This is a genomic window from Microbacterium croceum, assembly GCF_023091245.1.
In the GTDB taxonomy this organism is placed as follows: Bacteria; Actinomycetota; Actinomycetes; order Actinomycetales; family Microbacteriaceae; genus Microbacterium; species Microbacterium croceum.
The window spans coordinates 1889895-1913530 of the sequence record NZ_JAHWXN010000001.1; the positions used below are offsets into that span (position 1 = coordinate 1889895).

The window sequence follows — 23636 nt, forward strand, 5'->3', positions numbered from 1 at the left end:
TGCTCACAACGCGCGCGGGTAGGATCGACTGGTGCGCGTCAAGTGGGTGTCGAGAGTGTTGTCGTGGGTCGCAGCGGCCCTGGTCGGCGGCGTGTACGGCATCGCCGGCACGATCGGCCACAGCCTGACCTGGGGCGTCATCCCGGTCGGCCTCATCGTCGGTGGCATCGCCTGCGCCGCGATCCTGGTCGCCATCCGCGCCCTCACGCATGATCGGGGCGCCGCACTCGCCGCCGGGCTCGGGATGATCGGGATGCTGATCCTGATCTCCGGGGTCGGTCCTGGGGGATCCGTGGTCGTGCAGGACTCTCTGGCCGGCCGCATCTGGACGTATCTCGTGGCTGGTCTCGTGCTGCTCGTCGTCGCGTGGCCTTCGCTCTCGCGACTGCCGGTGCGGACCACGACCGCGACAGCGGATGCTCCGGTCACCGATGCCGCGCTGATCACCTCGGTCCCGCACCACGCGGCCGCCACGCAGGAGACCGGCCCCCGCGAGTCGTAGACTGGAGGGGTGACGTATGTGATCGCCCTGCCGTGTGTTGATGTGAAGGACCGCGCCTGCATCGACGAATGTCCCGTGGACTGCATCTACGAGGGCGAACGGTCGTTGTACATCCATCCGGATGAGTGCGTGGACTGCGGCGCCTGCGAGCCGGTGTGCCCCGTCGAGGCCATCTACTACGAGGATGACCTGCCTGATGAGTGGCAGGACTACTACAAGGCGAACGTGGAGTTCTTCGAGGAGATCGGTTCTCCCGGCGGTGCGGCGAAGGTCGGCGTGTACTCGTTCGACCATCCCATCGTCGCGGCGCTGCCGCCTCAGGGCGAGTAAGTCGCGCCCGTGAGCGTCCGCGACCTCGCCGACTACCCCTGGGACGCCGTGATCCCCTACCGAGAGCGTGCGGCCCAGCACCCGAGGGGCCTGGTGGATCTGTCCATCGGCTCTCCCGTCGATCCGACTCCCGACATCGTCCGACGAGCCCTCGCCGAGGCGACGGACGCCCACGCGTACCCGCAGACCGTCGGCACGCCCGCGGTGCGCGAGGCGATCGTCGACTGGTACGCGCGGCGCAGGGGAGTATCGGACCTCACGGTCGACAACGTGCTTCCGACGATCGGTTCCAAGGAGCTCGTGGCGTTGTTGCCCACGCTTCTCGGCCTCGGCGACGGCGACATCGTCGTGCACCCGCTCGTCGCATACCCGACCTACGAGGTGGGTGCGCGCATCGCCGGTGCCACCCCGCTCGCCGCAGATGATCCGGCGAACTGGCCAGAGGGCACCAAGCTCATCTGGATCAACACCCCGGGCAACCCAGACGGTCGCACCTGGACGACCGACGAGCTCGCCGCGGCTGTCGTGCGCGCCCGCGAGCTCGGCGCCGTCCTTGCGAGCGATGAGTGCTATGCGGAGCTGGGCTGGGATGGGCCGTGGGCGACCGAGGCGATCCCGTCGATCCTCGACCCGCGGGTCACCGGCGGCACGCGGTCGAACCTCCTGAGCGTCTACTCGTTGAGCAAGCAGTCGAATCTCGCGGGCTACCGTGCGGCGTTCGTCGCGGGCTGCGCGCGGATCGTGGCAGAGCTGCTCACCGCGCGCAAGCACCTCGGACTGATGCCGCCGGCGCCGATCCAGCACGCGATGGCGGTCGCACTCGGCGATGACGAGCACGTCGCCGCGCAGAAGGAGCTGTACCGCGGTCGGCGCGATACGTTGCGTCCGGCCCTCGAAGCTGCGGGATTCCGCATCGACGGCTCCGAAGCCGGGCTCTACCTCTGGGCGACCGAGGGTCGCGATGCCTGGGAGTCGATGGCGCGCCTCGCCGACCTCGGCATCCTCGCCGGCCCTGGGCCGTTCTACGGCGCGCATTCCCCGCAGCACGTACGGCTGGCGCTGACGGCGCCGACCGAGCGCATCGCCGAGGGTGCCCGTCGTCTGCACGAAGGTCTGTAGGTTCCCTTCATCTCTGTGCAGTCTGTTTGGCGGATGTCACAGTAGGCCGGAGTCCCTACTAGGCTGTAAAGGCGATTCGGTCGTGATCCGACCAGGCGTCTTTGCGCCGCGAGATCGCCAGTTCCGGCTTGATCAAGATCTTGGCTGATTCCGACGCGACAGGCGTACGGGCAGACACAACGAGGAGGCCCGCGTGAGCGCAGCGGCAGACCAGCAGGCGACAGCGAAGCTGACCATCGGTGACACCACCGCAGAATTCCCCCTCGTGCATGGCACGGCCGGGCACGACAGCATCGACTTCTCCACCCTGACTCGCCAGACCGGCTACACAGGACTCGACTACGGGTTCGTGAACACGGCGTCGACGAAGTCGGAGATCACCTTCATCGACGGCGACAAGGGCATCCTGCGCTACCGCGGATACCCGATCGAGCAGCTCGCCGGCAGCACCAGCTACCTCGAGGTGGCATGGCTGCTCATCTACGGCGAGCTCCCCTCGGCGTCGGAGCTGGCTGAGTTCGACGAGAAGATCCGCCGGCACACCCTGCTGCACGAAGACCTCAAGCGGTTCTTCTCGGCGCTGCCGCACACCGCGCACCCGATGTCGGTGCTCTCCTCGGCCGTGGCCGCGCTGTCGACCTACTACGAAGGTCAGACCGACCCGCACAACCCCGAGCACGTCGAGCTCAACATGATCCGCATGCTGGCCAAGCTGCCGGTCATCGCCGCCTACGCGCACAAGAAGAGCGTCGGCCAGGCCTTCCTGTACCCCGACAACTCGCTCAGCTTCGTCGACAACTTCCTCAAGCTGAACTTCGGCGTGCACAGCGAACCGTACGAGGTCAACCCCGTCATGTCGAAGGCGCTCGAGCTCCTGCTCATCCTGCACGAGGACCACGAGCAGAACGCCTCCACATCGACCGTGCGTCTGGTCGGCTCCACGGGCGCGAACCAGTTCGCCTCGGTGTCCGCCGGCATCCAGGCCCTCTCCGGCCCGCTGCACGGTGGCGCGAACGAGGCCGTTCTCACCATGCTCGGCCAGATCCGTGACTCGGGTCAGAGCGTCGCGCGCTTCGTGGAGCGGGTGAAGAACAAGGAAGAGGGCGTGAAGCTCATGGGCTTCGGGCACCGCGTGTACAAGAACTACGACCCCCGCGCCAAGCTCGTCAAGGACGCCGCAGACGAGGTGCTGGCCTCGCTCGGCGTGACCGACCCGCTCCTTGACCTCGCCAAGGAGCTCGAGGAACTCGCCCTCGCTGACGACTACTTCCGCGAGCGGCGCCTGTACCCGAATGTGGACTTCTACACCGGCGTCATCTACAAGGCCATGGGCTTCCCGACGCGGATGTTCACCGTGCTCTTCGCGATCGGCCGCCTGCCGGGATGGCTCGCGCAGTGGCGCGAGCTGCAGAACGACCCGCAGACGAAGATCGGTCGCCCGCAGCAGTTGTATGTCGGCTCGCCGGAGCGCGCGTTCCCGACCTCGCGCTGACCTGCGTCGGCTTCATGGCCGCACTGACCCGAGAGAACCCCCGTCGACTGCCCGCAAGGGTGACAGGCGGGGGTTCTTCGCGTCGGCGCGGCCTGCGAAGCCGGGGCACGAGAACGGCCTGCCCTCCCGAAGGAGGACAGGCCGTGTCGAGGAATGCGGGTCAGCGCCCCTGAGTGCTCCGGCCACCCTGGCGCTGGCCGCCCTGGCGCGCGGAGAACCCGGCCTGCCCCTGGCCGCCACCCTGTCCGCCAGAGCGGGGGCGACGACGGCGTGCGGGGGGAGTGGAGGCGCCTGCGCGCTCGCCACCGGCGGGGCGCTGCTTCGCCTGGCGCTGCGGCTGCTGCGGCTGCACCGGAGCAGGACGCACGTGCGGGGCGCGCTCGGGCACCAGACCCGTCACCGCGGCTGCCGTGGCGCTCTCCAGCGGAGCCGTGATGGCCGCCTTGCGCAGGAGGTCCTTCACATCGCGACGCTGCTCAGGGAGCACGACCGTGACAACCGTGCCGGCAGCACCGGCACGAGCGGTGCGGCCGGAGCGGTGCAGGTACGCCTTGTGCTCCATGGGCGGGTCGACGTGGACGACCAGGTCGACGTTGTCGACGTGCACGCCGCGGGCGGCGACATCGGTCGCGACGAGCACGCGCACGCCGCCGTCGGTCGGATCGGACGAGAAGGCGTTCAGGTTGCGCTCGCGCGCGTTCTGCGACAGGTTGCCGTGCAGGTCGACCGCGGGGATGCCCGCGGCGGTGAGCTGCTTGGCGAGCTTCTTGGCCTGGTGCTTCGTGCGGGTGAACAGGATGCGGCGACCGGTGCCGGACGCGAGGTCGCGCACCAGGGTCGTCTTGTCATCGGTCGATTCCACGACCAGCACGCGGTGCGTCATCTCGCCGACCGGCACGCTCTCCTCGTCGACCTCGTGGCTGACGGCGTTGGAGAGGAAGCGGCGCGCGAGCGTGTCGATTCCACGGTCCAGCGTGGCGCTGAACAGCAGACGCTGGCCGCCGGCCGGGGTTGCGGTGAGGATGCGGGTCACACCGGGCAGGAAGCCGAGGTCTGCCATGTGATCGGCCTCATCGAGAACGGTGACCTCGACGGCGTCGAGCTGCACGATCTTCTGCTTCATGAGGTCTTCGAGGCGACCGGGGCACGCGACGACGATGTCGACGCCGCTGCGCATGGCCTGCTCCTGGGGGCGCTGGCTGACGCCGCCGAACACGGTGGTGACGCGCAGGCCCTTGGCCTCGGCGAGCGGGGCGATGGTCGCGGCGATCTGGGTGGCGAGCTCGCGGGTCGGAGCGAGCACGAGACCGCGGGGGTGGCCGGCGCGGCTCTTGCGCGTCGACGCGGCGATGCGCGAGACGAGGGGAAGCGCGAAGGCGATCGTCTTTCCGCTGCCGGTGCGACCGCGACCGAGGAGGTCGCGACCTGCGAGCGAGTCGGGAAGCGTGTCGCGCTGAATCGCGAACGCCTCGGTCTTGCCGTCCTGTGCGAGGACGGCGGCGAGATCGGCGGGCACGCCGAGATCGAGGAAGGAAGTCATGAAGTATCTCCGAGAATGCACGCGCGAACAGTTGGCCGGGTGCGGGAAGGTGGGCGACGGCGCGGGATCGCGCATCGTTTCGCCGTTCGAAATGGCCAGAACCAGGCTAGTGGCGCGGGAGCGTGTCGACGACGCAGACGCTTCGCAGAGCGAGGAGCGTCACGCCGACAGTATCACGCACAGCAGGGGAGAGCCTGTGTGACGCCCCGGCGAGCTCTTGCAGGTGTGGCGCCGAAGGCGCCGTCAGGCGTGCAGCGCCTCGTTCAGGGTGACGCCGACACCGGCGCGGCGGACGGCCTCGACCGCGCCGCTGAGGGAGTTCCGCCGGAACAGGAGTCCGTCCTGCCCGGAGAGCTCGGCGCCCTTGACGGTCTTCCTGCCGCCATCCGCGGTCGTCGGACCGTCCGCCAGGACGATCTTGGTGCCCGCCGTGACATACAGCCCCGCCTCGACGACGCAGTCGTCTCCGAGAGAGATGCCGATGCCGGCGTTCGCGCCCAGGAGAGTGCGCGCCCCGATCGAGACGCGGTGCGTGCCGCCCCCGGAGAGCGTGCCCATGATCGAGGAGCCGCCGCCGATGTCGCTGCCGTCGCCCACGACGACACCCTGCGAGATGCGGCCCTCCACCATCGACGCTCCGAGTGTGCCGGCGTTGAAGTTGACGAACCCCTCGTGCATCACGGTGGTGCCGGGGGAGAGGTAGGCGCCCAGGCGCACGCGCGAGGCATCGGCGATGCGCACGCCGGCCGGCTGCAGGTAGTCGGTCAGGCGGGGGAACTTGTCGAGCCCCTGCACCTGGATGCCGGCGCGCTGGAGCGTCGGACGCAGGCGGGCGGCATCAGCAGGGTGGACCGGCCCGGCGTTGGTCCAGGCGACGTTCGGGAGGTGACCGAAGATGCCGTCGAGGTTCAGCTCGTTCGGGCGTACCAGGAGGTGGGAGAGCGCGTGCAGCCGCAGATACGCATCCGCGGTGGAGGCCGGAGCAGCATCGAGGTCGATCTCGAGCTGGACGACCTCGACGGTGACGTTGCGGCGCTCGTCGGGGCGTGCGCTGTCGTTCAGCGCGGCGACGGCCGCTGCGGACTCCTCGGCGGGAGCGGCGCCCCCCATGCCGAGTGCGGAGTACCACGCGTCGAGCACGGTGCCGTCACCGGCGATCGTGGTGAGTCCGACACCCCAGACGCTGCGCGTTTCAGTCATGACTCCACGGTACCGGGAACAGGGGCCCCCTCCCGTCCTGATGACATCGCTGCGGACACACGGGACGCAAGGGTGGTAGGTCATAGGCTGGGGTCATGGTGCTCGATCTGACTGCGTCCTCCCTCGACCTCACGCGTGTGATCTGCGACATCCCGAGTGTCTCGGGCGAGGAGCAGACGCTCGCCGACGCGATCGAGGCGGCCATCACCCCGCTGGCGCACCTCGAGGTGATCCGCCACGGCAACACGATCGTCGCGCGCACTGCTCTCGGCCGCAGCCAGCGCGTGGCGATCGCGGGGCACATCGACACCGTGCCGATCAACGACAACCTCCCCACCCGCGATGTCGAGATCGATGGCGAGGCCTATCTGTGGGGGCGCGGCACCGTCGACATGAAAGCCGGCACGGCGGTTCAGCTGAAGCTCGCAGCCGAGATCACCGATCCTTCCGTCGACATCACCTGGATGTGGTACGACAACGAGGAAGTCGAGGCGTCCAAGAACGGCCTCGGACTGCTCGCCGCCGTGCGCCCCGATCTCTTCGAAGCCGATTTCGCGATCCTGGGCGAACCTTCCAACGGCGAGGTCGAGGGCGGATGCAACGGCACGCTGCGCGCGATCGTGCGCACCGCAGGCGTGCGTGCCCATGCCGCACGGGCCTGGATCGGGGAGAACGCGATCCATCGGGCTGCTCCGATCCTCACCCGGCTCTCCGAGTACCGTGCACGCGAGGTACTCGTCGAGGGGCTGCTGTACCGCGAGAGCCTGAGCGCCGTGCGCATCACGGGCGGTGTCGCGGGAAACGTCATCCCCGATGCCTGCGAGGTCGAGATCAACTACCGGTTCGCTCCGAGCAAGACTGCGGCCGATGCCGAGGCTCATCTACGCGGCGTGCTCGCCGGCTTCGACCTCGAGGTCACCGACGCCGCAGAGGGCGCGCGCCCCGGTCTGGATGCGCCGATCGCACAGCAGTTCGTCGAGGCGGTCGGTGCGCAGGCGCGGCCCAAGTACGGGTGGACCGATGTGGCGCGCTTCTCGGCGCTCGGCATCCCCGCTGTCAACTACGGCCCCGGTGACCCGCACCTCGCCCACCATGACGAGGAGCGAGTGCCGGTCGCGCAGATCGACGCGGTGGAGCGGGGCCTTCGCGCATGGCTCACGTCGCGCTGACCCTGACCCGTCGGTGGGCGCTGACTCCCGTCGCGCTCCGCATCGCCGTGATCTATCTGACGGCGCGTGTGGTCACCACGCTCTTCTTCGTGCTGGCGGCATCGATGTCGACCTCGCTCTCGCGCTTCGGGGCTGGCGCCGGCGTGGCGGACTTCGTGCTCGGATGGGATGCCCAGTGGTACTGGCTCATCGCCGAGAACGGCTACCCGAGCGAGCTGCCTCTGACCGATTCCGGTGATGTCGCCGAGAACGCCTGGGCCTTCATGCCGGTCTTCGCTGTCGTCGCCAAGGTCGTGGGTCTTCCGTTCGGCTCGTGGGGAGCGGGCGCCTTCCTGGTCTCGCTGGTCGCCGGCTACTTCGCGTGCCTGGCCCTGCATCGGCTCCTGCGCGACCGGATCGGCGCATCTGCTGCGATCTGGGCTGTGATCTTCTTCGCTGCAGGCCCGCTGGCGGCGCTGTTCCAGGTCGGGTACGCCGAGACGCTGTTCCTGCTCCTGCTGTTCCTCGCGCTCGACGCCGTGGTGCGGCATCGCTATGCCTGGCTCTATCTGCTGATCCCCGTGATGGCGTTCACACGGCCGGGCATCCTCGCCTTCGCCCTGTTCCTCGCGCTGCACGGGATTGTGCGCTGGGTGCGGCGACGCGAGGATCCACTGACGACGCGAGAGATCGTGCACATCCTCGTGCTGGGGGCGCTCGCGACCGTCGCCGGCTTCTCCTGGCAGTGGATCGCCGGGTTCGTCACCGGCGATCCCGGCGCGTATCTGGCGACCGAGCTCGCCTGGCGGCGGCACTGGGTCGTCGGCGGCGTCGACGGCTTCGTGCCTTTCGAGGGATGGATTCAGGCGTCGCAGTTCTGGTTCGCCCAGTGGGGGCTGCCGACGTGGGGCGGACCGGTCGCCCTGATCCTGCTCGTGTCAGCGGCAGGGCTGGCGCTGCTGCGCTCGCCGCAGGTCAGGGCCGTCGGCGACGACCTGCGGCTGTGGAGCGCGAGCTATCTGCTCTATCTCCTCGCCGTGTTCTTTCCGCAGTCGAGCACCTTCCGTCTGCTGATCCCACTCACCCCGTTGGGGGGAGCGCTTGCGGTGCCTCGCTCCCGCGTCTGGCGGCTCGCCGTGCTCGTCGTCGGGCTGCTGGGGCAGTGGCTGTGGATCTATCACGTGTACGCCCTCGGCAACACCTTCTGGCAGGTGCCGTGAATGTAAAGGATCGGTGCATTTCTTCACAGGTGACGTCCAGGCCCGATCCCACCCGATAAACTCATTCCATACCACCGAGGAAAGGGGCCACGATGGCAGCGATGAAGCCGAGGACCGGAGACGGACCCATGGAAGCCGTGAAAGAAGGGCGACTCATCATCGTGCGCGTTCCGCTCGAAGGCGGCGGCCGCCTGGTCGTCTCTGTGAACGACGCCGAAGCGAAGGAGCTTCACGACGTGCTTGCCGGCGTCGTGGCACCTGCCTGAACGAGCAGATCCGTTTCCACACGGACGAAGAAGAAGGCGACGGATCATCGATCCGTCGCCTTCTTGGTCTATCGGGTCGCTGGAGTCAGGCCCGCTCGGAGATGTTGACCAGCTGCAGCAGGCCCTCTGCGGCGGGGGAGACGGTGGCCAGCACCGCCGAGGATTCCTGCGTCTCCTGGACGAGCGAGCGATAGGCCGACGTGACCTCGTCTCGCTGCACCGGATCGGCAGCGCGCCCGCCCACGAGCACACGCGGGACCAGCACGATGCCTCCGTCGCGCACGAGCCGCAGTCCATGGGCGACGTAGGCGATGACGTTCTCGGGGTCGGCATCGACCAGCACGATGTCGTACGACGCCTCGTTCATGCGGGGAAGCACATCGGATGCGCGGCCGGTGATGAAGCGCGCCTTGGTGGAGGGGACCTTCGCGTCGGAGAACGCCTGCCGTGCGGCGGCCAGGTGCTCGGGCTCGTTGTCGATCGTCGTGAGCACGGCCTGCGGGGCACCGCGCAGCAGCCAGAGTCCGGAGACCCCGGCGCCGGTGCCGATCTCGACGATCGACCTCGCGTTGGTGGCGGCTGCGAGCACGGCGATCTGCGAGCCGACTGCAGCGCTGATCGGTGTGGCGCCCAGTTCCACCGCGTGGGCACGCGCGCGGGCGATCGCATCCGGTTCCACGATGGACTCCCGGATGAAGCGTGCGTTCGCGTCGTGCTCGCTCATGCCCTTGTTCTCCCTGCCTGCATATGAGTGCTCCTAGGATATTCGCTCCGCGTACACCCGCAGCGTAGGCGCGACGGTAGCCTGGACAGATGGAATTCGGGCTCACCTTCGAGAAGCTGCTGCTGATCGGTCTCATCGTGGTGCTCATCGTGGGCCCCGACCGGCTTCCTGCCGTGGCCGAGGGCTTCGCGAAGTGGGTTCGCAAAGCGGGCGAGTACGTGCGCGACACCAAGTCCAGGATGCGCGACGAGATGGGTCCGGAGCTCGATGACGTCGACTGGCGCAAGCTCGACCCTCGTCAGTACGACCCGCGTCGCATCATCCGCGAAGCTCTTCTGGAAGACTCTGCACCGGCCGCTGCTGCCGCCGCGACCAAGACGGTCATCGCAGAGCCCGCAGCGCCGCGCGTCCCGCACGAGTTCAGCGCCACGAACAAGCCGCCGTTCGACGCCGAAGCCACGTGACCTCTGCCGCCCGCTGGGGCCGGCTGAACGATCGCGACCGGCTCGCCCTCGGGGCAGCGCTCACGTCCGTCGTCGCCGGTGCGCTGATCTGGCTGCTCTGGGTGCTCCCTGTCGCCACCTCCGTCGACAGGGCCGCTGCGCATCCGCTGGGAGAGCCTGCCATCGTGGAACTCGATGCCGGGCAGCGGGTCGGCATCTGGGGGAGCGGGATCTCGGCGAACCTCGGCACCATGGCCTGCACCGTGAACACGGCCGAGGGGGAAGACGTGGCCACGCGCGGTGGCCCTGCACTCGTCTGGAGCGACACCCTGTGGTGGATGACGCCGAAATGGGGGTTCGAGCAGAGCGTGCAGTTCACCGCTCTCGAGGCCGGGATGTATCGGGTGAGCTGTGCGGACTCCCTCGACACCTATGACGGTGAGTTCCTCGTCGCGGGGGATTCCTTCGGCGGCGGCAGCGTCGGTCTCGGTCGTCACGGCGGCAGTGACTTCGCGGTCGGGTCCGTGCTCGCGTTCGGCGCTGTCTTCTGCCCGCTCTTCGCGGTTCTGCTTCCGATCGTCATCGGTATCCGTCTGGCGATCTCGAGGCGACGGGCGAGCAGCGGCTCCCGCTAGCCCGCGATCGCGAGCCACGTCGCCTCACGCCTCAGCGCAAGGACATCGGCAGAGGACGTCCGGAGAGGCCTCTGCCCTGGCGCACGAGGCTCGCCGCGAGGTCGTGGATCGCCCGTGCCGCCGGGTCCTCGGGTTCGCTCAGCACGACGGGATGTCCGGCGTCTCCCCCTGCCCGGAGGCTCGGGCTCAACGGGATCGCGGCGAGCAGCGACACCGGGTCTCCCGCCTCCGAGAGCGCCTCGGCGACCGCTGTCCCGCCTCCGTTGCCGAACAGATCCACCACGGTGCCGTCCGGCAACGAGAAGGCACCCATGTTCTCGACGACGCCGATCACGCGCTGTCCGGTCTGCCGGGCGACGAGGCCGCTGCGGATGGCCACCTCCGAGGCGGCGGTCTGCGGTGTCGTGACGACGAGCACCTCCGCGTGCGGAAGGAGCTGTCCGATCGAGATCGCGATGTCACCCGTGCCTGGTGGCATGTCGATCAGGAGCACGTCGAGGTCTCCGAAGAAGACGTCGGTCAGGAATTGCGAGACGGTGCGATGCAGCATCGGTCCACGCCAGGCGACCACGGCCTCGCCGTCACGCAGGAACATGCCGATCGAGATGGTCTTCACCCCGTGAGCCACCGGCGGCAGCATCAGGTCGTCGATACGGGTCGGCTGGGTGCCTGCGGGGATCCCGAGCAGACCGGGGATGGAGAATCCGTGCACGTCGGCATCCACGAGTCCGACAGCGAGCCCCTGCTCGGCGAGAGCGACGGCGAGGTTCGCGGTGACCGTGGACTTGCCCACTCCGCCCTTGCCGCTGGAGACCAGGATGACGCGCGTGAGGGAGTCGGGTCCGAACGGCATCTGCCTGGCAGGCCTGCCATCACGGAGCTTCTCGGTGAGCGCCTTGCGCTCGGCCGGGGTCATCACTCCGACCTCGACATCGACGTGAGAGATCCCGGCGACGGAGGCGGCAGCGGCGCGCACATCGGACTCGATGCGCGCTGCGGCAGGGCAGCCGACGATCGTGAGGACGATGCCGACATGCGCGCTGTCGCCATCGACCGTCACCTCGCGGACCATGTCGAGGTCGCCGATGGGGCGGCGCAGCTCCGGGTCGGTGACCGCCGCGACCGCCGATCTGACGTTCTCGGCCGCGGTCATGACGTGGCGCCGGCGGCGTCCGGCTTCTCATCGTGCTCGCCGAGCTCCGCGAGCAGTGCCTTGAGCTCCTGTCGCAGCACGTCGCGGGTCACCGCCTGTGCGTTGCGTTCCTCGAGTGCCATGCGCAGCGCCACGATCTCTCTCGCGAGGTACTCGGTGTCGGCGAGATTGCGCTCAGCGCGCTGGCGATCCTGCTCGATCTGCACGCGGTCGCGGTCGTCCTGGCGGTTCTGCGCGAGCAGGATCAGGGGAGCGGCGTAGGACGCCTGCAGCGAGAGCATCAGGGTGAGGGCGGTGAAGCCGAGCGCGGCGTCGTCGAAGCGCAGCGGGACGGGCATGAGGGTGTTCCAGACGATCCACAGCACGCAGAACAGCGTCAGGATGACGAGGAACGCCGGGGTGCCCATGGCGCGGGCGACCCACTCCGTGAAACGACCGAACCGGTCGCGCGAGGTCGGGCGCGTGCGGGTGGTGCCTCTTCCCAGAGGTGCGTCGAGGCGAGCGGACCGGGCCATCAGCGCACTCCCTTCGACGGTTCGGCGGCGTCGTCGCTGTCGTGCGAGCGCCAATCGTCGGGAAGCAGGTAGTCGAGCACGTCATCGATGCTGATCGCGCCGACCAGCCGGTGCGCGGCATCGATCACGGGGAGCGAGACGAGGTCATAGCTGGCGAGCATCCTCGCGACCTCGGCCGCCGACGCCGTCACCGATACGGGCTCCATGCTGTCGTCCACGATCGCGCCGAGGCGCTCGTGCGGCGGGTAGCGCAGCATCCGCTGGAAGTGCACGACGCCGAGGAGCCGCCCGGTCGGGGTCTCGAACGGCGGCAGGGTCACGAAGACCGCGGCCGCGAGTGCCGGGTGCAGCTCGTGGCGGCGGATCAGCGCCAGGGCCTCGGCGACCGTGGCATCGGCCGAGAGGATGATCGGCTCAGGGGTCATCAGGCCGCCGGCGGTGTCAGGACCGTACCGCAGCAGCATCCTGACGTCCTCGGCCTCCTCGGGCTCCATGAGCTCCAGCAGCTGCTCAAGGCGGCCAGGCGGCAGCTGTGCGAGGAGGTCGGCGGCGTCATCCGGCTCCATCTGATCCAAGATGTCGGCGGCACGTTCATCGCCGAGCCGATCCAGGATGTGCACCTGCTCGTCCTCGGGCATCTCCTCCAGCGCATCGGCCAGCCGGTCGTCCGAGAGCTCCTCCGCGACCTCGATCATGCGCTGCTGCGGAAGGTCGAGCAGGGTGTTCGCGAGGTCGGCTGCGTGCAGCTCGGAGTATGAGGCGACGAGCTGCTCCGCGGACTGCGACTCACCTGGCGTGTGCTGCTCGGTGACCTCGCTCCACGCGGCGAACGTCGTCGGGCCCTTGGCGAAGGGCGAGGCGCTGGTCTTCGGACGCCGGAGGAACAGCTGGCTGATCGCCCACTCGCCCAGCCGGTTCGGCTCGATGGCGACGTCTTCGATGACGGCGGTGCCGCTGCCATCCACGAAGCTCATGCGACGTCCGAGCATCTCCGCCAGCACGCGCACCTCACCGGCACGAGGCGAGAATCGCCGGACGTTGATCAGACCGGTGCTGATGACCTGACCGGAACGGATCGAGGTGACGCGACCGATCGAGAGGAAGACCTGGCGTCGGCCGGGGATCTCGACGACGAGGCCGATCACGCGCGGCGCCGCCGTACTTCGGTACACGATGACGACATCACGGACTTTGCCGAGCCGGTCGCCGACGGGGTCGAAGACGGCGCACCCGGCCAGGCGCGCGGCGAAAACCCGTTGTGTGCTCACTCTCACCAGCGTAGTGCGCGAGGGTCGACGACAGCTCCCCTCCTGCATTCCCCGCGCCGCCATAGCAGCGCGTGGAAGAATGGTCGGATGAGTATGTTGAACCGACCAGCGAACAGCGCCGACAGCGGCGAGATCGTCGCGTCGATGCGCGACTACGAGAGCGCACAGAAGACGGTGTCGAAGCTGATCGCCGCGGAGGTTCCTGCCAGGGACATCGCGATCGTCGGGCAGAGCGTGCGCACCGTGGAGCGCGTCACCGGAAAGCTCGGCTACGCCGCCGCTGCACGCTCGGGCGCCGTCAACGGCGTGCTGATCGGACTCTTCCTCTCCGCCATCCTGGTGCTCGGCAACCCTGAGGTGCCGATCCAGCTCTTCGTGGGCTTCGTCTTCATCGGTGTCGCCGTCGGCATGCTGTTGAGCCTGATCACCTACGCGATCGTGCGTCGACGTCGCGACTTCGCGAGCATCACGCAGTTCGCCGCCGACCACTACGAGGTCACCGTGATGCCCGCGTCGCTGGCCAAGGCGCGGCAGGCGATCGGTGCGGCACGGCCGGAACCGACGCGCCCTCCGGTCAACCTCGACGAGCCGCCGCGGTACGGCGAGCGGATCGTGCCCGTCGGTGCCGCTCCGGCCCAGCCCGTTTCCGCGACCGCAGGCGAGCCGGTCATCCCGCCCCGCCCGGCGGATCCGGTCGATGCACCCGCCGAGCCCTCCGCGCAGTCGTCGGACGACGCGCCGTCGGCCGATCCGGACGCGGCATCGAGCGAAACACGATGACGTCGCCTTCCGAGCCGCAGCAGCCCGGAGCCATCCCGCCCGCTCCGCCCGCGCACCCGCCTCTTCCGCAGGCGCCCGCCGCAGCAGCCCCTCCGTACCCGCCGGCGGTGCATCCGGCACCCCCGTACCCGACGCCCGGGTACCAGGCGGCGCCTCCGGCTGCCGGCTTCCCGGTTCCCGGCCCCGGCTATCCGGCCGTCGCGCCCGCCGCGCCGCCGCGCGGTCTGCTGCCGTGGGTCCTCGGATTCCTGATCGTCATGCCGTTCCCGTTCGTGGGTGGGATCGCCTCGGGCATCGCGATGGCCGTCAGCGGCGGAGCGTCTCGCCGCGCCGGCGGCGTCGCTCGCGAGAACGCCCGCGCGGCGCTCAACTGGGGGCTCACGTACCTGTTGATCTCCACGTCGCTCATCGTGCTGCACTTCGTCATCCTGTTCGCCCTCACCGCCGACAGCCCCGCCACCGGGTTCTACCCGATCGGCATCCCGTTGACGATCTATGCCGCGATCTCGCTCCTTCACCTGGTCCTCGTCATCGTCGGCACGATCCGGTCCTCGTCGGGCACGGTCATGCGCGTGCCGTTCGCGATCCCGTTCGTTCGCGCGTGACGATTCGGATCCCCGTCGAGCTGCCCGCCGGTGCGGTGACGGTGACGGGTGACTGGACGGACGCGCGTGGCGGTGACGTCGTGATCATCGCCCACGGCGCCGGAGCGGGCAAGGATCATCCCTTCCTGGTCGGTCTCGCCGATGCGCTCGGCGCACAGGGCTTCTCGACCCTGCGATTCAACTTCCCCTACGTCGAGCAGGGACGACGGATGCCGGGGCCGGCCGCCCACGCCACCGCCACCTGGCGCGCCGTCGTCGGCTGGGTGCGCGCACAGGACCCCTCGGCGCGCGTCTGGGCGACGGGCAAGTCCTACGGCGGCCGCATGGCGTCGATGGCGGTCGCCGAAGGACTCGTCGTCGACGGGCTCGCGTACCTCGGCTATCCGCTGCACGCACCGGGCAAGCCCGAGAAGCCGCGCGCCGAGCATCTGCCGGCGATCGCGATCCCTCAGCTGTTCCTCGAGGGCACGAACGATCCGTTCATCCAGCCGCTGGAGCAGTTCGAGGCGGTCGTCGACGCCTGTCAGAACGCGAGAGTGGTCTGGACAGACGGCGGCGGGCACTCCTTCGAGGTGAAGGGACACAAGCGACCCGCCGCCGAGGTCGGGGCATCGTTGGCCCCGGCGATGGCCGAGTTCATCGGCGGCTGAGGCTCAACGGGCGCAGCGGTCGGGCGGGCGTCAGCCCTGGACGCGCGCGATCCAGGCCTCGACCTCGTCGGCCGTGCGGGGGATGCCCGCGGACAGGTTCACGGGGCCGTCTGCGGTCATCAGGATGTCGTCCTCGATGCGCACGCCGATGCCGCGCAGGTCGACCGGCACCGTGAGATCGTCGATCTGGAAGTACAGGCCGGGCTCGATCGTGAACACCATGCCCGGGGCGAGGATGCCGTCGTAGTACATCTCGCGGCGGGCCTGAGCGCAGTCGTGCACGTCGATGCCGAGGTGGTGCGAGGTGCCGTGGACCATGTAGCGGCGGTGCTGGCCGCCGGCGTCCGCGTCGAGAGCCTCTTCCGCCGTCACGGGCAACAGACCCCACTCGGCGACGCGCTCGGCGATGACCTTCATCGCGGCGCCGTGCACATCGCGGAACCGCACACCGACCTGAGCAGCGGCGAAAGCGGCATCGGCCGCCTCGCGAACGGTCTCGTAGACCCGGCGCTGCACCTCGGTGAAGGTACCGGAGACCGGGAGCGTCCGGGTGATGTCGGCCGTGTACAGGCTGTCGGCCTCGGCACCCGCGTCCACCAGGATCAGATCACCCGGGACGACGGTGCCGTCGTTGCGCGTCCAGTGCAGGTAGCAGGCGTGCGGTCCGGAGGCGGCGATGGTGTCGTAGCCCTCACCGTTGCCGTCTTCGCGCGCGCGACGGTGGAACACGCCCTCCACGACGCGTTCGCCGCGGGCATGCGCGACGGCGGAGGGGAGCTCGCGGATGATGTCGTCGAATCCGGCGGCCGTGATCTCCACAGCCTTGCGCATCTCGGCGATCTCGAAGTCGTCCTTGATCAGACGCAGCTCGGAGACGGCGCGGGTCAGCTCCTCGTCATCGTCGAGGATCAGCTCGCCGTCGACGGGCAGGAAGGCGGAGAGATGGTCGGTGGCGATGTCGAGGTCGGCGGCGACCCCCGCCAGGGACGGGCGCGGGCCGATCCAGAACTCTCCGACGGTTGCGTCCGCATAGAACTCGGTCGTCGTGCGGTCGGCACGTTCGCGGAAGTACAGGGTCACCTCGTGTGCGCCGTCGACCGGTTCGAAGACCAGGATCGAGTCGGGCTCCGCATCCGATCCCCAGCCGGTGAGGTGGGCGAACGCGGAATGGGCGCGGAAGACGTAGTCGGTGTCGTTGCTGCGCTGCTTGAGCGAGCCGGCGGGGATCACGAGGCGTTTGCCGGGGAAGGCGTCGGAGAGAGCGGCGCGGCGAGCAGCGGCGAACGAGGCCTGGGGGCGCGGCGCGGGAAGGGTCTCGGGGCGTTCCGCCCACCCGGTGGAGATCGTGTCCAGGAAGCCGCGGGGGAAGGGCTGCTTGCGGTTCGTGGTGCTGTTCTCGACGGCGGGCTCTGCGATCGTGTCGCGTTCTGCGGTGCTCATCCCTCCAGTCTGTCACCTGCGGCTCGAGCCCGGGAGCTCAGCCGGCGGGCTCGAGCTGGACCACGAGCGCGCGGTGGTCGCTGCCACCGGCGTCGTCGAGGACGACCGATCCGGAGGGGGTCCAGTTGGCGGAGGCCATGACATGGTCGATGGGTGCTCCTGCGAGCGCGGGGAGCGAGCTCGGCCAGGTGCCGGTGAGGCCGTTGCCGGTGCGGGACGCGACATCGCGGCAGTAGCCCATGTCGCCGCCGTCGACGCCGAGCGATGCCATGTGGTCGATCGTCGCATTGAAGTCGCCCGCGAGGATGACGTCACCGGCGGGGCACTGATCGGCGATCCACTGCAGGTCGGAGCGCCACTGCTGCATCTCCTCCATGCGGGGGGCGACGGCATGCACGGCGACGATCGTGGGGCCGCTGCCGTCGATCGGCATCAGCACGACGCTCGGCACGGAACCGGTGTTGCTGGAGCCGTCTTCGGACGACTGGATGACCGAGTACTCACCGAGTTCGGGGGAGACCAGCACCGTGGTCTGCCAGGACTGCGGACCATTGGGAACGTCCGGCCGGAACTGCACATGGTGCACCCACATGGGGTGTCCCTGCTCGCGCAACATGATCGCGATGCGCTCGCCGACCGCCTCGGTCGTCTCGGGGAGGGCGACGATGTCAGCGCCCTGATCCAGGATTCGCTGCGCGATGGTCTCGGCGGAGACCGCCTCGCCCGCCGTGTTCCAGGTGAGCACGCGCACGCTGCTGTCGGTCTTCTCCGGGAGCGCCGTGGTGCCGAAGCCGCGCATGGCGCCGATGATCCCGGTGGCACCGGCGCCGAGGAGGGCGACGATCAGCACGGAGGCGGCGAACCCCCGAAGGGGACGGATGAACAGCAGCAGCAGTGCGAGCACGGCGACGACGAGGAAGGCGCCCAGCACCAGGCCTCTGGCCGACACCAGCTGCGTGAACGGATAGGTCTGCTCCAGCCGGAAGAACTGCGGCCACACGACGATCGCCGCGGCGATCGCGAGCAGCACGGTGAACAGAATCCCCAGTAGTCGAAGCATCCCGACAAGCGTAGAAGAGCAGGCTGTGAAGTCCCTGCCCCGGTGGTGCGTGCGCGACCGCGACCCGCTCTGCTCGGTACGCTCGAAGGATGGCCGATCATGACCCCCTCAGGTTCGCGAGTCCCGCAGACCTGCACCTGCACTCCCACCATTCCGATGGCACGGAGACGCCGGCCGAGGTGATGCGTCAGGCGCACGCGCACGGGGTGCGCACCGCCGCTCTCACCGACCACGATCGCACCTCCGGGTGGGATGAGGCGGGCCGTGCCGCCGTCGCTCTGGGCATGACCTTCATCCCCGGCATGGAGCTCTCGGCCAAGCACGAGTGGCGCAGCGTGCATGTGCTCGGCTACCTGTTCGATCCCGACGATGTCGCGCTGAACGCGGAGACCGCCCGGATCCGCGACGACCGGATCGGACGCGCTGAGCGGATCGTGCGCCACATCGGACGCGACTACGACCTGCACTGGAGCGATGTGGTCGCCCAGACCGTCGCGGATGCCACGGTCGGCCGCCCGCACATCGCCGACGCGCTGGTCGCGCGCGGCATCGTTCGCGATCGGACCGAGGCTTTCGACGGCATCCTGCACCCGCGTGCGGGCTACTACGAGCCCCACTATGCGCCGGATCCGCTCACAGCCGTACGACTGATCACTGACGCCGGGGGAGTGGCCGTGATCGCCCACCCGGCGACGTCGGGCCGTGATCGCATGATGCCGGTGTCCTTCATCGAGCAGCTGATCGCCGCGGGTCTCGGCGGATTCGAGATCGATCATCGCGAGAACACCGCTGCGGGCAAGAAGCTGTTGCACGAGATCGCGACGGCGCACGATCTCATCGTGACGGGCTCGAGCGACTACCACGGCAGTGGCAAGCCCAATCGCCCCGGTGAGAACACCACCTCCGAGGAGATGGTCGCCCGTCTCATCGCACGCGCGAGCGGCGCGGAACCGCGATACCCCTGACGCGTGCCGGGCATTCTGTCGGGATACTCCCGGCACATTCGCCAGCGGTGTTGATACCTTCCTCCGCATGCGTCAAGCGACTTCTGTGGAGCGCCGCGTCGATGCGTTCGCTCATCGTCTGCTGCAGGAGGCTCCCGCCGACGGCATCCGTGCCGCTCTCGTCGAGGTCGCGGTGTTCCTCCTCAAGCAGGCGTGGGCCTGCATCTTCGGGGCCGCCCTCCTCGTCGTGATCGTGGCGGCGCGGCTCTGGTATCCCGACGACGCGGTGATCGCGCGCAACGACGCTCTGACGATCGCGGCCGTGACCATTCAGATCGGCATGCTCGTGTTCCGGCTGGAGAGCGGCCGCGAACTCTGGGTGATCGTGCTGTTCCACCTCACAGGCACGGCGATGGAGCTGTTCAAGACCGACGTCGGCTCGTGGATGTATGCGGCGGACGGCATCCTCCGCATCGGAGGGGTACCCCTGTTCAGCGGGTTCATGTACGCCGCGGTCGGCTCGTACATGGTGCGCGTCCATCGACTCTTCGATCTGGGCTTCACGCGCTACCCCCGTCGGCTGCTGACCTCGGTGGTCGCGCTGGCGATCTATGCGAACTTCTTCACGCATCACTACTGGTGGGATGCCCGCTGGGTGCTGCTCGCGGCCGTCGTGCTGCTGTGGATGCCCACCGTGATGCATGCGCGGGTCTGGCGCCGGACGCTCCGGCTGCCGCTGCTGGCGGTCTTCGCGGGAGTGTCTGTGTTCATCTACCTGGCGGAGAACATCGGCACCTGGGCGGGTGCGTGGATGTACCCGGATCAGGCGGACGGCTGGCAGCCGGTGTCGGCCAGCAAGCTCGTGTCATGGTTCCTGCTGATGATCATCTCGGTGGTGCTGGTCACCTGGGTCTACCCGCCGCGTCCACCCGGGATGACGGCGGGGGCGGATGCCGCTGTCGCAGCATCCGCCCCCGCCGAGATCGATCAGGCGCCGGCCGGAGCCGTTCCTCCGCCCGAGCCGCCGCGGCGGCGACGACGACGACGGGCCGGAGCCGGCTTGCCGTCGTGATGCTCCTTGCCCGCGCCGTCGTGCGTGCCGGCACCCTCGGCGCTGCGGTCGACAGGCGCGGTCTGCGCGTCGGCTCCCGACGGCTGCTCCGCACCTTCGGCGAAGGTCGAGCCGACCGGGGCTGAGCCCCGACGGCGACGGCGGCGGCGGGTGCCGCCCTCTTCCGTGCCTTCGGCGGCGGCATCCGCGGCACGCTCGGGGCGACGTGTGCGCTCCGTCTTCACCGACTGGGTCTTCGGTGCGGTCGTGAGACGGCCCTTGGTGCCCTGGGGGATGTCGAGGTCGGAGTACAGGTGCGGGCTCGACGAGTAGGTCTCGACGGGCTCCGGCTGGCCGAACTCGAGCGCGCGGTTGATGAGGGCCCACTTGTGCAGGTCCTCCCAGTCGACGAAGGTGACGGCGATGCCGGTCTTGCCCGCGCGACCGGTGCGTCCGGCGCGGTGCAGGTAGGTCTTGTCCTCGTCCGGGATCGTGTGGTTGATGACGTGGGTGACATCGTCGACGTCGATGCCACGCGCCGCGACATCGGTCGCGACGAGGACATCGCGCTTGCCCGCCTTGAAGGCGGCCATCGAGCGTTCGCGCTGATCCTGGCCCATGTCGCCATGCACACCGCCGACGTTGAAGCCGCGGTCGCTCAACTCATCGACCAGGCGCTGTGCAGCCCGCTTGGTGCGGGTGAAGATCACGGTCTTGCCGCGGCCCTCGGCCTGGAGGATGCGCGCGATGACCTCGTCCTTGTCCAGGGAGTGCGCGCGGTACACCAGGTGCTTGATGTTCGCCTGCGTGAGGCCCTCGTCCGGGTCGCTTGCGCGGATGTGGATCGGATTGTTCATGAAGCGGCGCGCGAGCGCCACGATCGGCCCGGGCATGGTCGCCGAGAAGAGCTGCGTGTGGCGCACGGCGGGCACCTTCTGGAAGATCTTCTCGATGTCGGCGAGGAAGCCGAGGTCGAGCATCTTGTCGGCCTCGTCGAGCACGACCTCGGTCGCGTTCGACAGGTCGAGCAGACGCTGCCCTGCGAGGTCGATCAGACGACCCGGCGTACCGACCACGATCTGCGCGCCGGCCTTGAGCTGGTCGATCTGGCCCTCGTACGCCTTGCCACCGTAGATCGCGACGACGCTGGTGGAACGGTTGCTCGTGAGCAGGTCGATGTCCTCGTACACCTGCACCGCGAGCTCGCGGGTCGGCACCACGATGAGCGCCTTGACGCCGTGCTCGGGGTTCACACCGAGGCGCTGCACGACCGGGATGCCGAAACCGAAGGTCTTCCCGGTTCCGGTCTTGGCCTGTCCGATGATGTCCTGGCCGGGCAGGCCGAGCGGAATGGTCTGCTCCTGGATGGGGAACGCGTCGACGATGCCCTTGGCGGCGAGTGCGTCGACGATGTCCTGATCGATACCGAGATCAGAGAAAGTTGTCACTTGTTCAATTGCCTGTCCGGCGATCGTTCGCAGATCACCACGTAAACGGATCCACGCCGTCTCTTGTGCCACAGGCGCGGGGGCCCGCTCCAACGGCGGGACACGCCCAGCCTACCCGAGCAGGTGCGAACAGCTGGTAGAGGTCGGCCACGCGGGTATTGTGAACGTCGTGGCGAACTGGGTAGGGAGTCCCCGTGGTTAAGTGGTTCTGGCAGCGCGATGCCGCCCCGCGGCGTGCGCTGACACTGCGCAGCCGAGGTGATCAGGGCGACGCGACCCGCGTCGACTTCGCGGAACTCGCCCCCGAGCTCCCGCGCTTCCTCGGGCAGGCGGCCTATCTGCAGCTCGGCTACTTCGAGACGCTCACGCGCCTCATCCGCGCCACACCGGAGCTCTCCGAGAAGGAGTCGCTCTCGCGGGCGGCCGGGGCCACGCTCACCAAGCACCGCGCGATCGTCGAGCTGATCGTCGAAAGCGGAGACGACCCGACGCAGTTGATGCTCCCGTTCCGGGAGAACCTCGACGCCTTCCGACGCAAGACGATCGGTGCGCGTCCCCGCGAGACCCTCCTCGCCGTCTACATCACCGCCGGCATGCTCGACGACTTCTATCTCGCCCTTGCGTCCAGCTACGGCGATGCGGGCCGTCGGGTCGCCGACATCCTGCGGGAGGACGATGCGCGGCACGAGATCGTCGCGATCATCCAGGAGACGATCGAGAGCGATGAGGAGTGGCGTTCGCTGCTGTCGATGTGGGCGCGGCGTCTGGTCGGCGACACGATCCTGGTCTGCCGTTCCGCGCTGCGCCCGGAGTTCCTCGCGGCGGATGACGAGCGCATCGAACCCGTGTACACCGAGCTCATGGGCGCGCACGCGCGCCGGATGGACGCGATGGGGCTCGCCTCCTAGCGATCCGGGTGGAGTTCGAGCCGGCGGGTCAGACGCCAGGCGATGGCGAGTGGGATCACGCCGATCACGCCGAACGACATGTCGATCAGCTGCCAGCCGAGCGGGATGCCCCGGATGCTCCCTGCGATCAGGGCGAGCGGGATGATGCCGGCGCAGGCGATGACGCCGAACTGGATCACCCAGATGTTGCGCACCGGGTTGACGAGCGGCCCGAGGAAGAGCACCGCCAGCACGAGGTGCGCGTAGGCGAGCCAGTCCGTGCCGTAGGCGATGAACGGATAGCGTGCGCCGACGTCCGTCAGCGCGTGAGATAACCGGTCCACCCAGGCCACCGCGTCGGGGAACCAGGTGGACGCCGGGGTGGCATGCAGGAGGTTCGACCCGAGAGCGAGCTCCTCGCGGAGCGGGAACGCGGTCACGCCGCTGACGAACAGCCCGAAGATGAGGACCCCGATGCAGATGCGGATCGACAGCAGCGTGCGTCGGGCGGTCACCGGGCGTCAGATCCCGAGCGCAGCCTTCGCCGTGGCATCCGAGCGGCGGCGAGCAGCCACGAGCGCCAGCGTCGCGAGTGCTGCCACGGCGACCGCTCCGACCACGCTCGCCAGCCACAGCCAGACGCTGTCCTCGCCGACGCCGGCCCATTGCAGCCCGGTGTACACGAGCGCGGAGGTCGCGGTCGCGATCGCCGGCGTGAGCGCGACGCCGCGCAGCTCACGGCCGCCGATCAGGAAGTGCGCGGCGATGCCGAGGACGCACGCTCCGATGAGTGCGAGGAGGATGTACACGACGGATCAGGCGACGAAGCCGACGCGACGCAGTTCCTCGGTGCCCAGTTCGATGTAGCCGAGGTTGGCGGTCGGGACGATGTAGGAGTTGCCCTTGACGTCGGAGAAGTTCAGGTGCGACGCGCTCTGCTCGAGCGCTGCGGCGACCTGGCTGCGGATCTCGTCGGCGCTCGCGCCGGTGTCGAAGCTCAGCTCGCGGCCGGTGTTGATGATTCCGATGCGGATTTCCACGCGTGCTCCTTGCGTTACGGAACGGCCGGGCGTCGCCAGACGCCGCCGTTCGAGGACTCGCCCAACTCTACCCCGGGCGCTCGGGGCGGGATCGGCGCCGGCGCTCGGTTTCGCCGTGAGCGCACATCCGGGCCGGGGCGGTCGGGCGGCGATGTCGGCGCGTCCGGCTAGCGTGG

General features: G+C 69.0%; 27 protein-coding genes. 15 read left to right on the forward strand and 12 right to left on the reverse strand.

Annotated features, from left to right (window positions below; translation table 11 throughout):
* Positions 1-31: 31 nt before the first annotated feature.
* From KZC51_RS08935 to KZC51_RS08950, 4 genes are all read left to right on the forward strand, one after another.
* Positions 32-502, forward strand: coding sequence for a histidinol dehydrogenase (locus KZC51_RS08935; protein WP_247629634.1), 471 nt, complete (start codon positions 32-34; stop codon positions 500-502).
* Positions 503-511: 9 nt separating this feature from the next.
* The gene (gene fdxA, locus KZC51_RS08940) at positions 512-832 is read left to right on the forward strand and encodes a ferredoxin (RefSeq protein WP_141872556.1); all 321 of its coding nucleotides are present in this window, start codon (positions 512-514) and stop codon (positions 830-832) included.
* Between the two features lie 9 nt (positions 833-841).
* Positions 842-1951, forward strand: coding sequence for a succinyldiaminopimelate transaminase (gene dapC, locus KZC51_RS08945; protein ID WP_247629635.1), 1110 nt, complete (start codon positions 842-844; stop codon positions 1949-1951).
* 193 nt (positions 1952-2144) lie between these two features.
* Positions 2145-3443: a citrate synthase gene (locus KZC51_RS08950; protein ID WP_247629636.1), complete on the forward strand. Its 1299-nt coding sequence runs from the start codon at positions 2145-2147 to the stop codon at positions 3441-3443.
* A 160-nt stretch (positions 3444-3603) separates the two neighbouring features.
* Here the strand turns inward: KZC51_RS08950 and KZC51_RS08955 are convergent, their stop codons facing one another.
* Both KZC51_RS08955 and dapD read right to left on the reverse strand, forming a co-directional pair.
* Positions 3604-4983: a DEAD/DEAH box helicase gene (locus tag KZC51_RS08955; RefSeq protein ID WP_247629637.1), complete on the reverse strand. Its 1380-nt coding sequence runs from the start codon at positions 4981-4983 to the stop codon at positions 3604-3606.
* Between the two features lie 243 nt (positions 4984-5226).
* Entirely contained in the window at positions 5227-6183 is a 957-nt protein-coding gene (dapD, locus tag KZC51_RS08960) for a 2,3,4,5-tetrahydropyridine-2,6-dicarboxylate N-succinyltransferase (RefSeq protein WP_247629638.1), read from the reverse strand.
* A gap of 95 nt (positions 6184-6278) precedes the next feature.
* Between dapD and dapE the strand changes: the two genes are divergently transcribed.
* The 3 genes from dapE (at position 6279) to KZC51_RS08975 (ending at position 8817) form a co-directional block, all read left to right on the forward strand.
* A complete protein-coding gene (gene dapE, locus KZC51_RS08965) occupies positions 6279-7352 on the forward strand; it encodes a succinyl-diaminopimelate desuccinylase (RefSeq protein ID WP_247629639.1) in 1074 nt (357 codons plus the stop codon).
* Entirely contained in the window at positions 7334-8551 is a 1218-nt protein-coding gene (locus tag KZC51_RS08970) for a hypothetical protein (RefSeq protein ID WP_247629640.1), read from the forward strand. The genes dapE and KZC51_RS08970 overlap by 19 nt, the downstream gene beginning before the upstream one ends.
* Before the next feature lie 92 nt (positions 8552-8643).
* Positions 8644-8817, forward strand: a complete 174-nt coding sequence (locus KZC51_RS08975) for a DUF3117 domain-containing protein (protein WP_141872549.1) — start codon at positions 8644-8646, stop codon at positions 8815-8817.
* 85 nt (positions 8818-8902) lie between these two features.
* On the opposite strand, the gene KZC51_RS08980 is transcribed toward KZC51_RS08975, so the two are convergent.
* The gene (locus KZC51_RS08980) at positions 8903-9541 is read right to left on the reverse strand and encodes an O-methyltransferase (RefSeq protein WP_247629641.1); all 639 of its coding nucleotides are present in this window, start codon (positions 9539-9541) and stop codon (positions 8903-8905) included.
* A gap of 89 nt (positions 9542-9630) precedes the next feature.
* Here KZC51_RS08980 and KZC51_RS08985 point away from each other — a divergent pair, with 89 nt between their 5' ends.
* Together KZC51_RS08985 and KZC51_RS08990 are read left to right on the forward strand one after the other, a co-directional pair.
* Positions 9631-10005, forward strand: a complete 375-nt coding sequence (locus tag KZC51_RS08985) for a twin-arginine translocase TatA/TatE family subunit (protein ID WP_247629642.1) — start codon at positions 9631-9633, stop codon at positions 10003-10005.
* Positions 10002-10619 carry a type II secretion system protein M gene (locus KZC51_RS08990; protein WP_247629643.1) on the forward strand — a complete coding sequence of 206 codons (618 nt, stop codon included), beginning with the start codon at positions 10002-10004 and terminating at the stop codon, positions 10617-10619. Before KZC51_RS08985 ends, KZC51_RS08990 begins: the two co-directional genes overlap by 4 nt.
* 31 nt (positions 10620-10650) lie before the next feature.
* Here the strand turns inward: KZC51_RS08990 and KZC51_RS08995 are convergent, their stop codons facing one another.
* From KZC51_RS08995 to KZC51_RS09005, 3 genes are read right to left on the reverse strand one after another with little or no spacing between them, the layout of a single operon-like run.
* The gene (locus tag KZC51_RS08995) at positions 10651-11772 is read right to left on the reverse strand and encodes an Mrp/NBP35 family ATP-binding protein (protein ID WP_247629644.1); all 1122 of its coding nucleotides are present in this window, start codon (positions 11770-11772) and stop codon (positions 10651-10653) included.
* A complete protein-coding gene (locus tag KZC51_RS09000; RefSeq protein ID WP_247629645.1) occupies positions 11769-12287 on the reverse strand; it encodes a DUF1003 domain-containing protein in 519 nt (172 codons plus the stop codon). The genes KZC51_RS08995 and KZC51_RS09000 overlap by 4 nt, the downstream gene beginning before the upstream one ends.
* Positions 12287-13555, reverse strand: coding sequence for a magnesium transporter MgtE N-terminal domain-containing protein (locus KZC51_RS09005; protein ID WP_141872543.1), 1269 nt, complete (start codon positions 13553-13555; stop codon positions 12287-12289). The genes KZC51_RS09000 and KZC51_RS09005 overlap by 1 nt, the downstream gene beginning before the upstream one ends.
* Before the next feature lie 87 nt (positions 13556-13642).
* On the opposite strand from KZC51_RS09005, the gene KZC51_RS09010 reads away from it, so the two are divergent.
* The 3 genes from KZC51_RS09010 to KZC51_RS09020 are packed head-to-tail and all read left to right on the forward strand — an operon-like array spanning position 13643 to position 15590.
* Positions 13643-14335: a general stress protein gene (locus KZC51_RS09010; protein ID WP_247629646.1), complete on the forward strand. Its 693-nt coding sequence runs from the start codon at positions 13643-13645 to the stop codon at positions 14333-14335.
* Positions 14332-14940: a DUF4870 domain-containing protein gene (locus KZC51_RS09015; RefSeq protein ID WP_247629647.1), complete on the forward strand. Its 609-nt coding sequence runs from the start codon at positions 14332-14334 to the stop codon at positions 14938-14940. The genes KZC51_RS09010 and KZC51_RS09015 overlap by 4 nt, the downstream gene beginning before the upstream one ends.
* A complete protein-coding gene (locus KZC51_RS09020) occupies positions 14937-15590 on the forward strand; it encodes an alpha/beta hydrolase family protein (protein WP_247629648.1) in 654 nt (217 codons plus the stop codon). Before KZC51_RS09015 ends, KZC51_RS09020 begins: the two co-directional genes overlap by 4 nt.
* Positions 15591-15620: 30 nt before the next feature.
* On the opposite strand, the gene KZC51_RS09025 is transcribed toward KZC51_RS09020, so the two are convergent.
* Together KZC51_RS09025 and KZC51_RS09030 are read right to left on the reverse strand one after the other, a co-directional pair.
* Positions 15621-17030: an aminopeptidase P family protein gene (locus tag KZC51_RS09025; protein WP_247629649.1), complete on the reverse strand. Its 1410-nt coding sequence runs from the start codon at positions 17028-17030 to the stop codon at positions 15621-15623.
* A gap of 37 nt (positions 17031-17067) precedes the next feature.
* Positions 17068-18090: an endonuclease/exonuclease/phosphatase family protein gene (locus KZC51_RS09030; protein ID WP_247629650.1), complete on the reverse strand. Its 1023-nt coding sequence runs from the start codon at positions 18088-18090 to the stop codon at positions 17068-17070.
* Between the two features lie 89 nt (positions 18091-18179).
* Here KZC51_RS09030 and KZC51_RS09035 point away from each other — a divergent pair, with 89 nt between their 5' ends.
* Complete coding sequence (locus KZC51_RS09035) at positions 18180-19055, forward strand: PHP domain-containing protein (RefSeq protein WP_247629651.1); 876 nt, start codon at positions 18180-18182, stop codon at positions 19053-19055.
* Between the two features lie 67 nt (positions 19056-19122).
* Positions 19123-20106, forward strand: a complete 984-nt coding sequence (locus tag KZC51_RS09040; RefSeq protein WP_247629652.1) for a DUF817 domain-containing protein — start codon at positions 19123-19125, stop codon at positions 20104-20106.
* Here the strand turns inward: KZC51_RS09040 and KZC51_RS09045 are convergent.
* The gene (locus KZC51_RS09045; RefSeq protein WP_247629653.1) at positions 20022-21533 is read right to left on the reverse strand and encodes a DEAD/DEAH box helicase; all 1512 of its coding nucleotides are present in this window, start codon (positions 21531-21533) and stop codon (positions 20022-20024) included. The genes KZC51_RS09040 and KZC51_RS09045 overlap by 85 nt on opposite strands.
* Positions 21534-21727: 194 nt before the next feature.
* Between KZC51_RS09045 and KZC51_RS09050 the strand changes: the two genes are divergently transcribed.
* Positions 21728-22441, forward strand: a complete 714-nt coding sequence (locus tag KZC51_RS09050; protein WP_247629654.1) for a ferritin-like fold-containing protein — start codon at positions 21728-21730, stop codon at positions 22439-22441.
* Here KZC51_RS09050 and KZC51_RS09055 read toward each other — a convergent pair.
* The 3 genes from KZC51_RS09055 to KZC51_RS17850 are packed head-to-tail and all read right to left on the reverse strand — an operon-like array spanning position 22438 to position 23460.
* On the reverse strand, positions 22438-22935 hold the full coding sequence (locus tag KZC51_RS09055) for a hypothetical protein (protein ID WP_247629655.1): 498 nt from the start codon (positions 22933-22935) through the stop codon (positions 22438-22440). The genes KZC51_RS09050 and KZC51_RS09055 overlap by 4 nt on opposite strands.
* Positions 22936-22941: 6 nt before the next feature.
* Positions 22942-23229 (reverse strand): hypothetical protein, encoded by a 288-nt coding sequence (locus tag KZC51_RS09060; RefSeq protein ID WP_247629656.1) that lies wholly within the window; start codon positions 23227-23229, stop codon positions 22942-22944.
* A 6-nt stretch (positions 23230-23235) separates the two neighbouring features.
* Complete coding sequence (locus KZC51_RS17850; RefSeq protein WP_247629657.1) at positions 23236-23460, reverse strand: DUF3107 domain-containing protein; 225 nt, start codon at positions 23458-23460, stop codon at positions 23236-23238.
* Positions 23461-23636 lie beyond the last annotated feature (176 nt).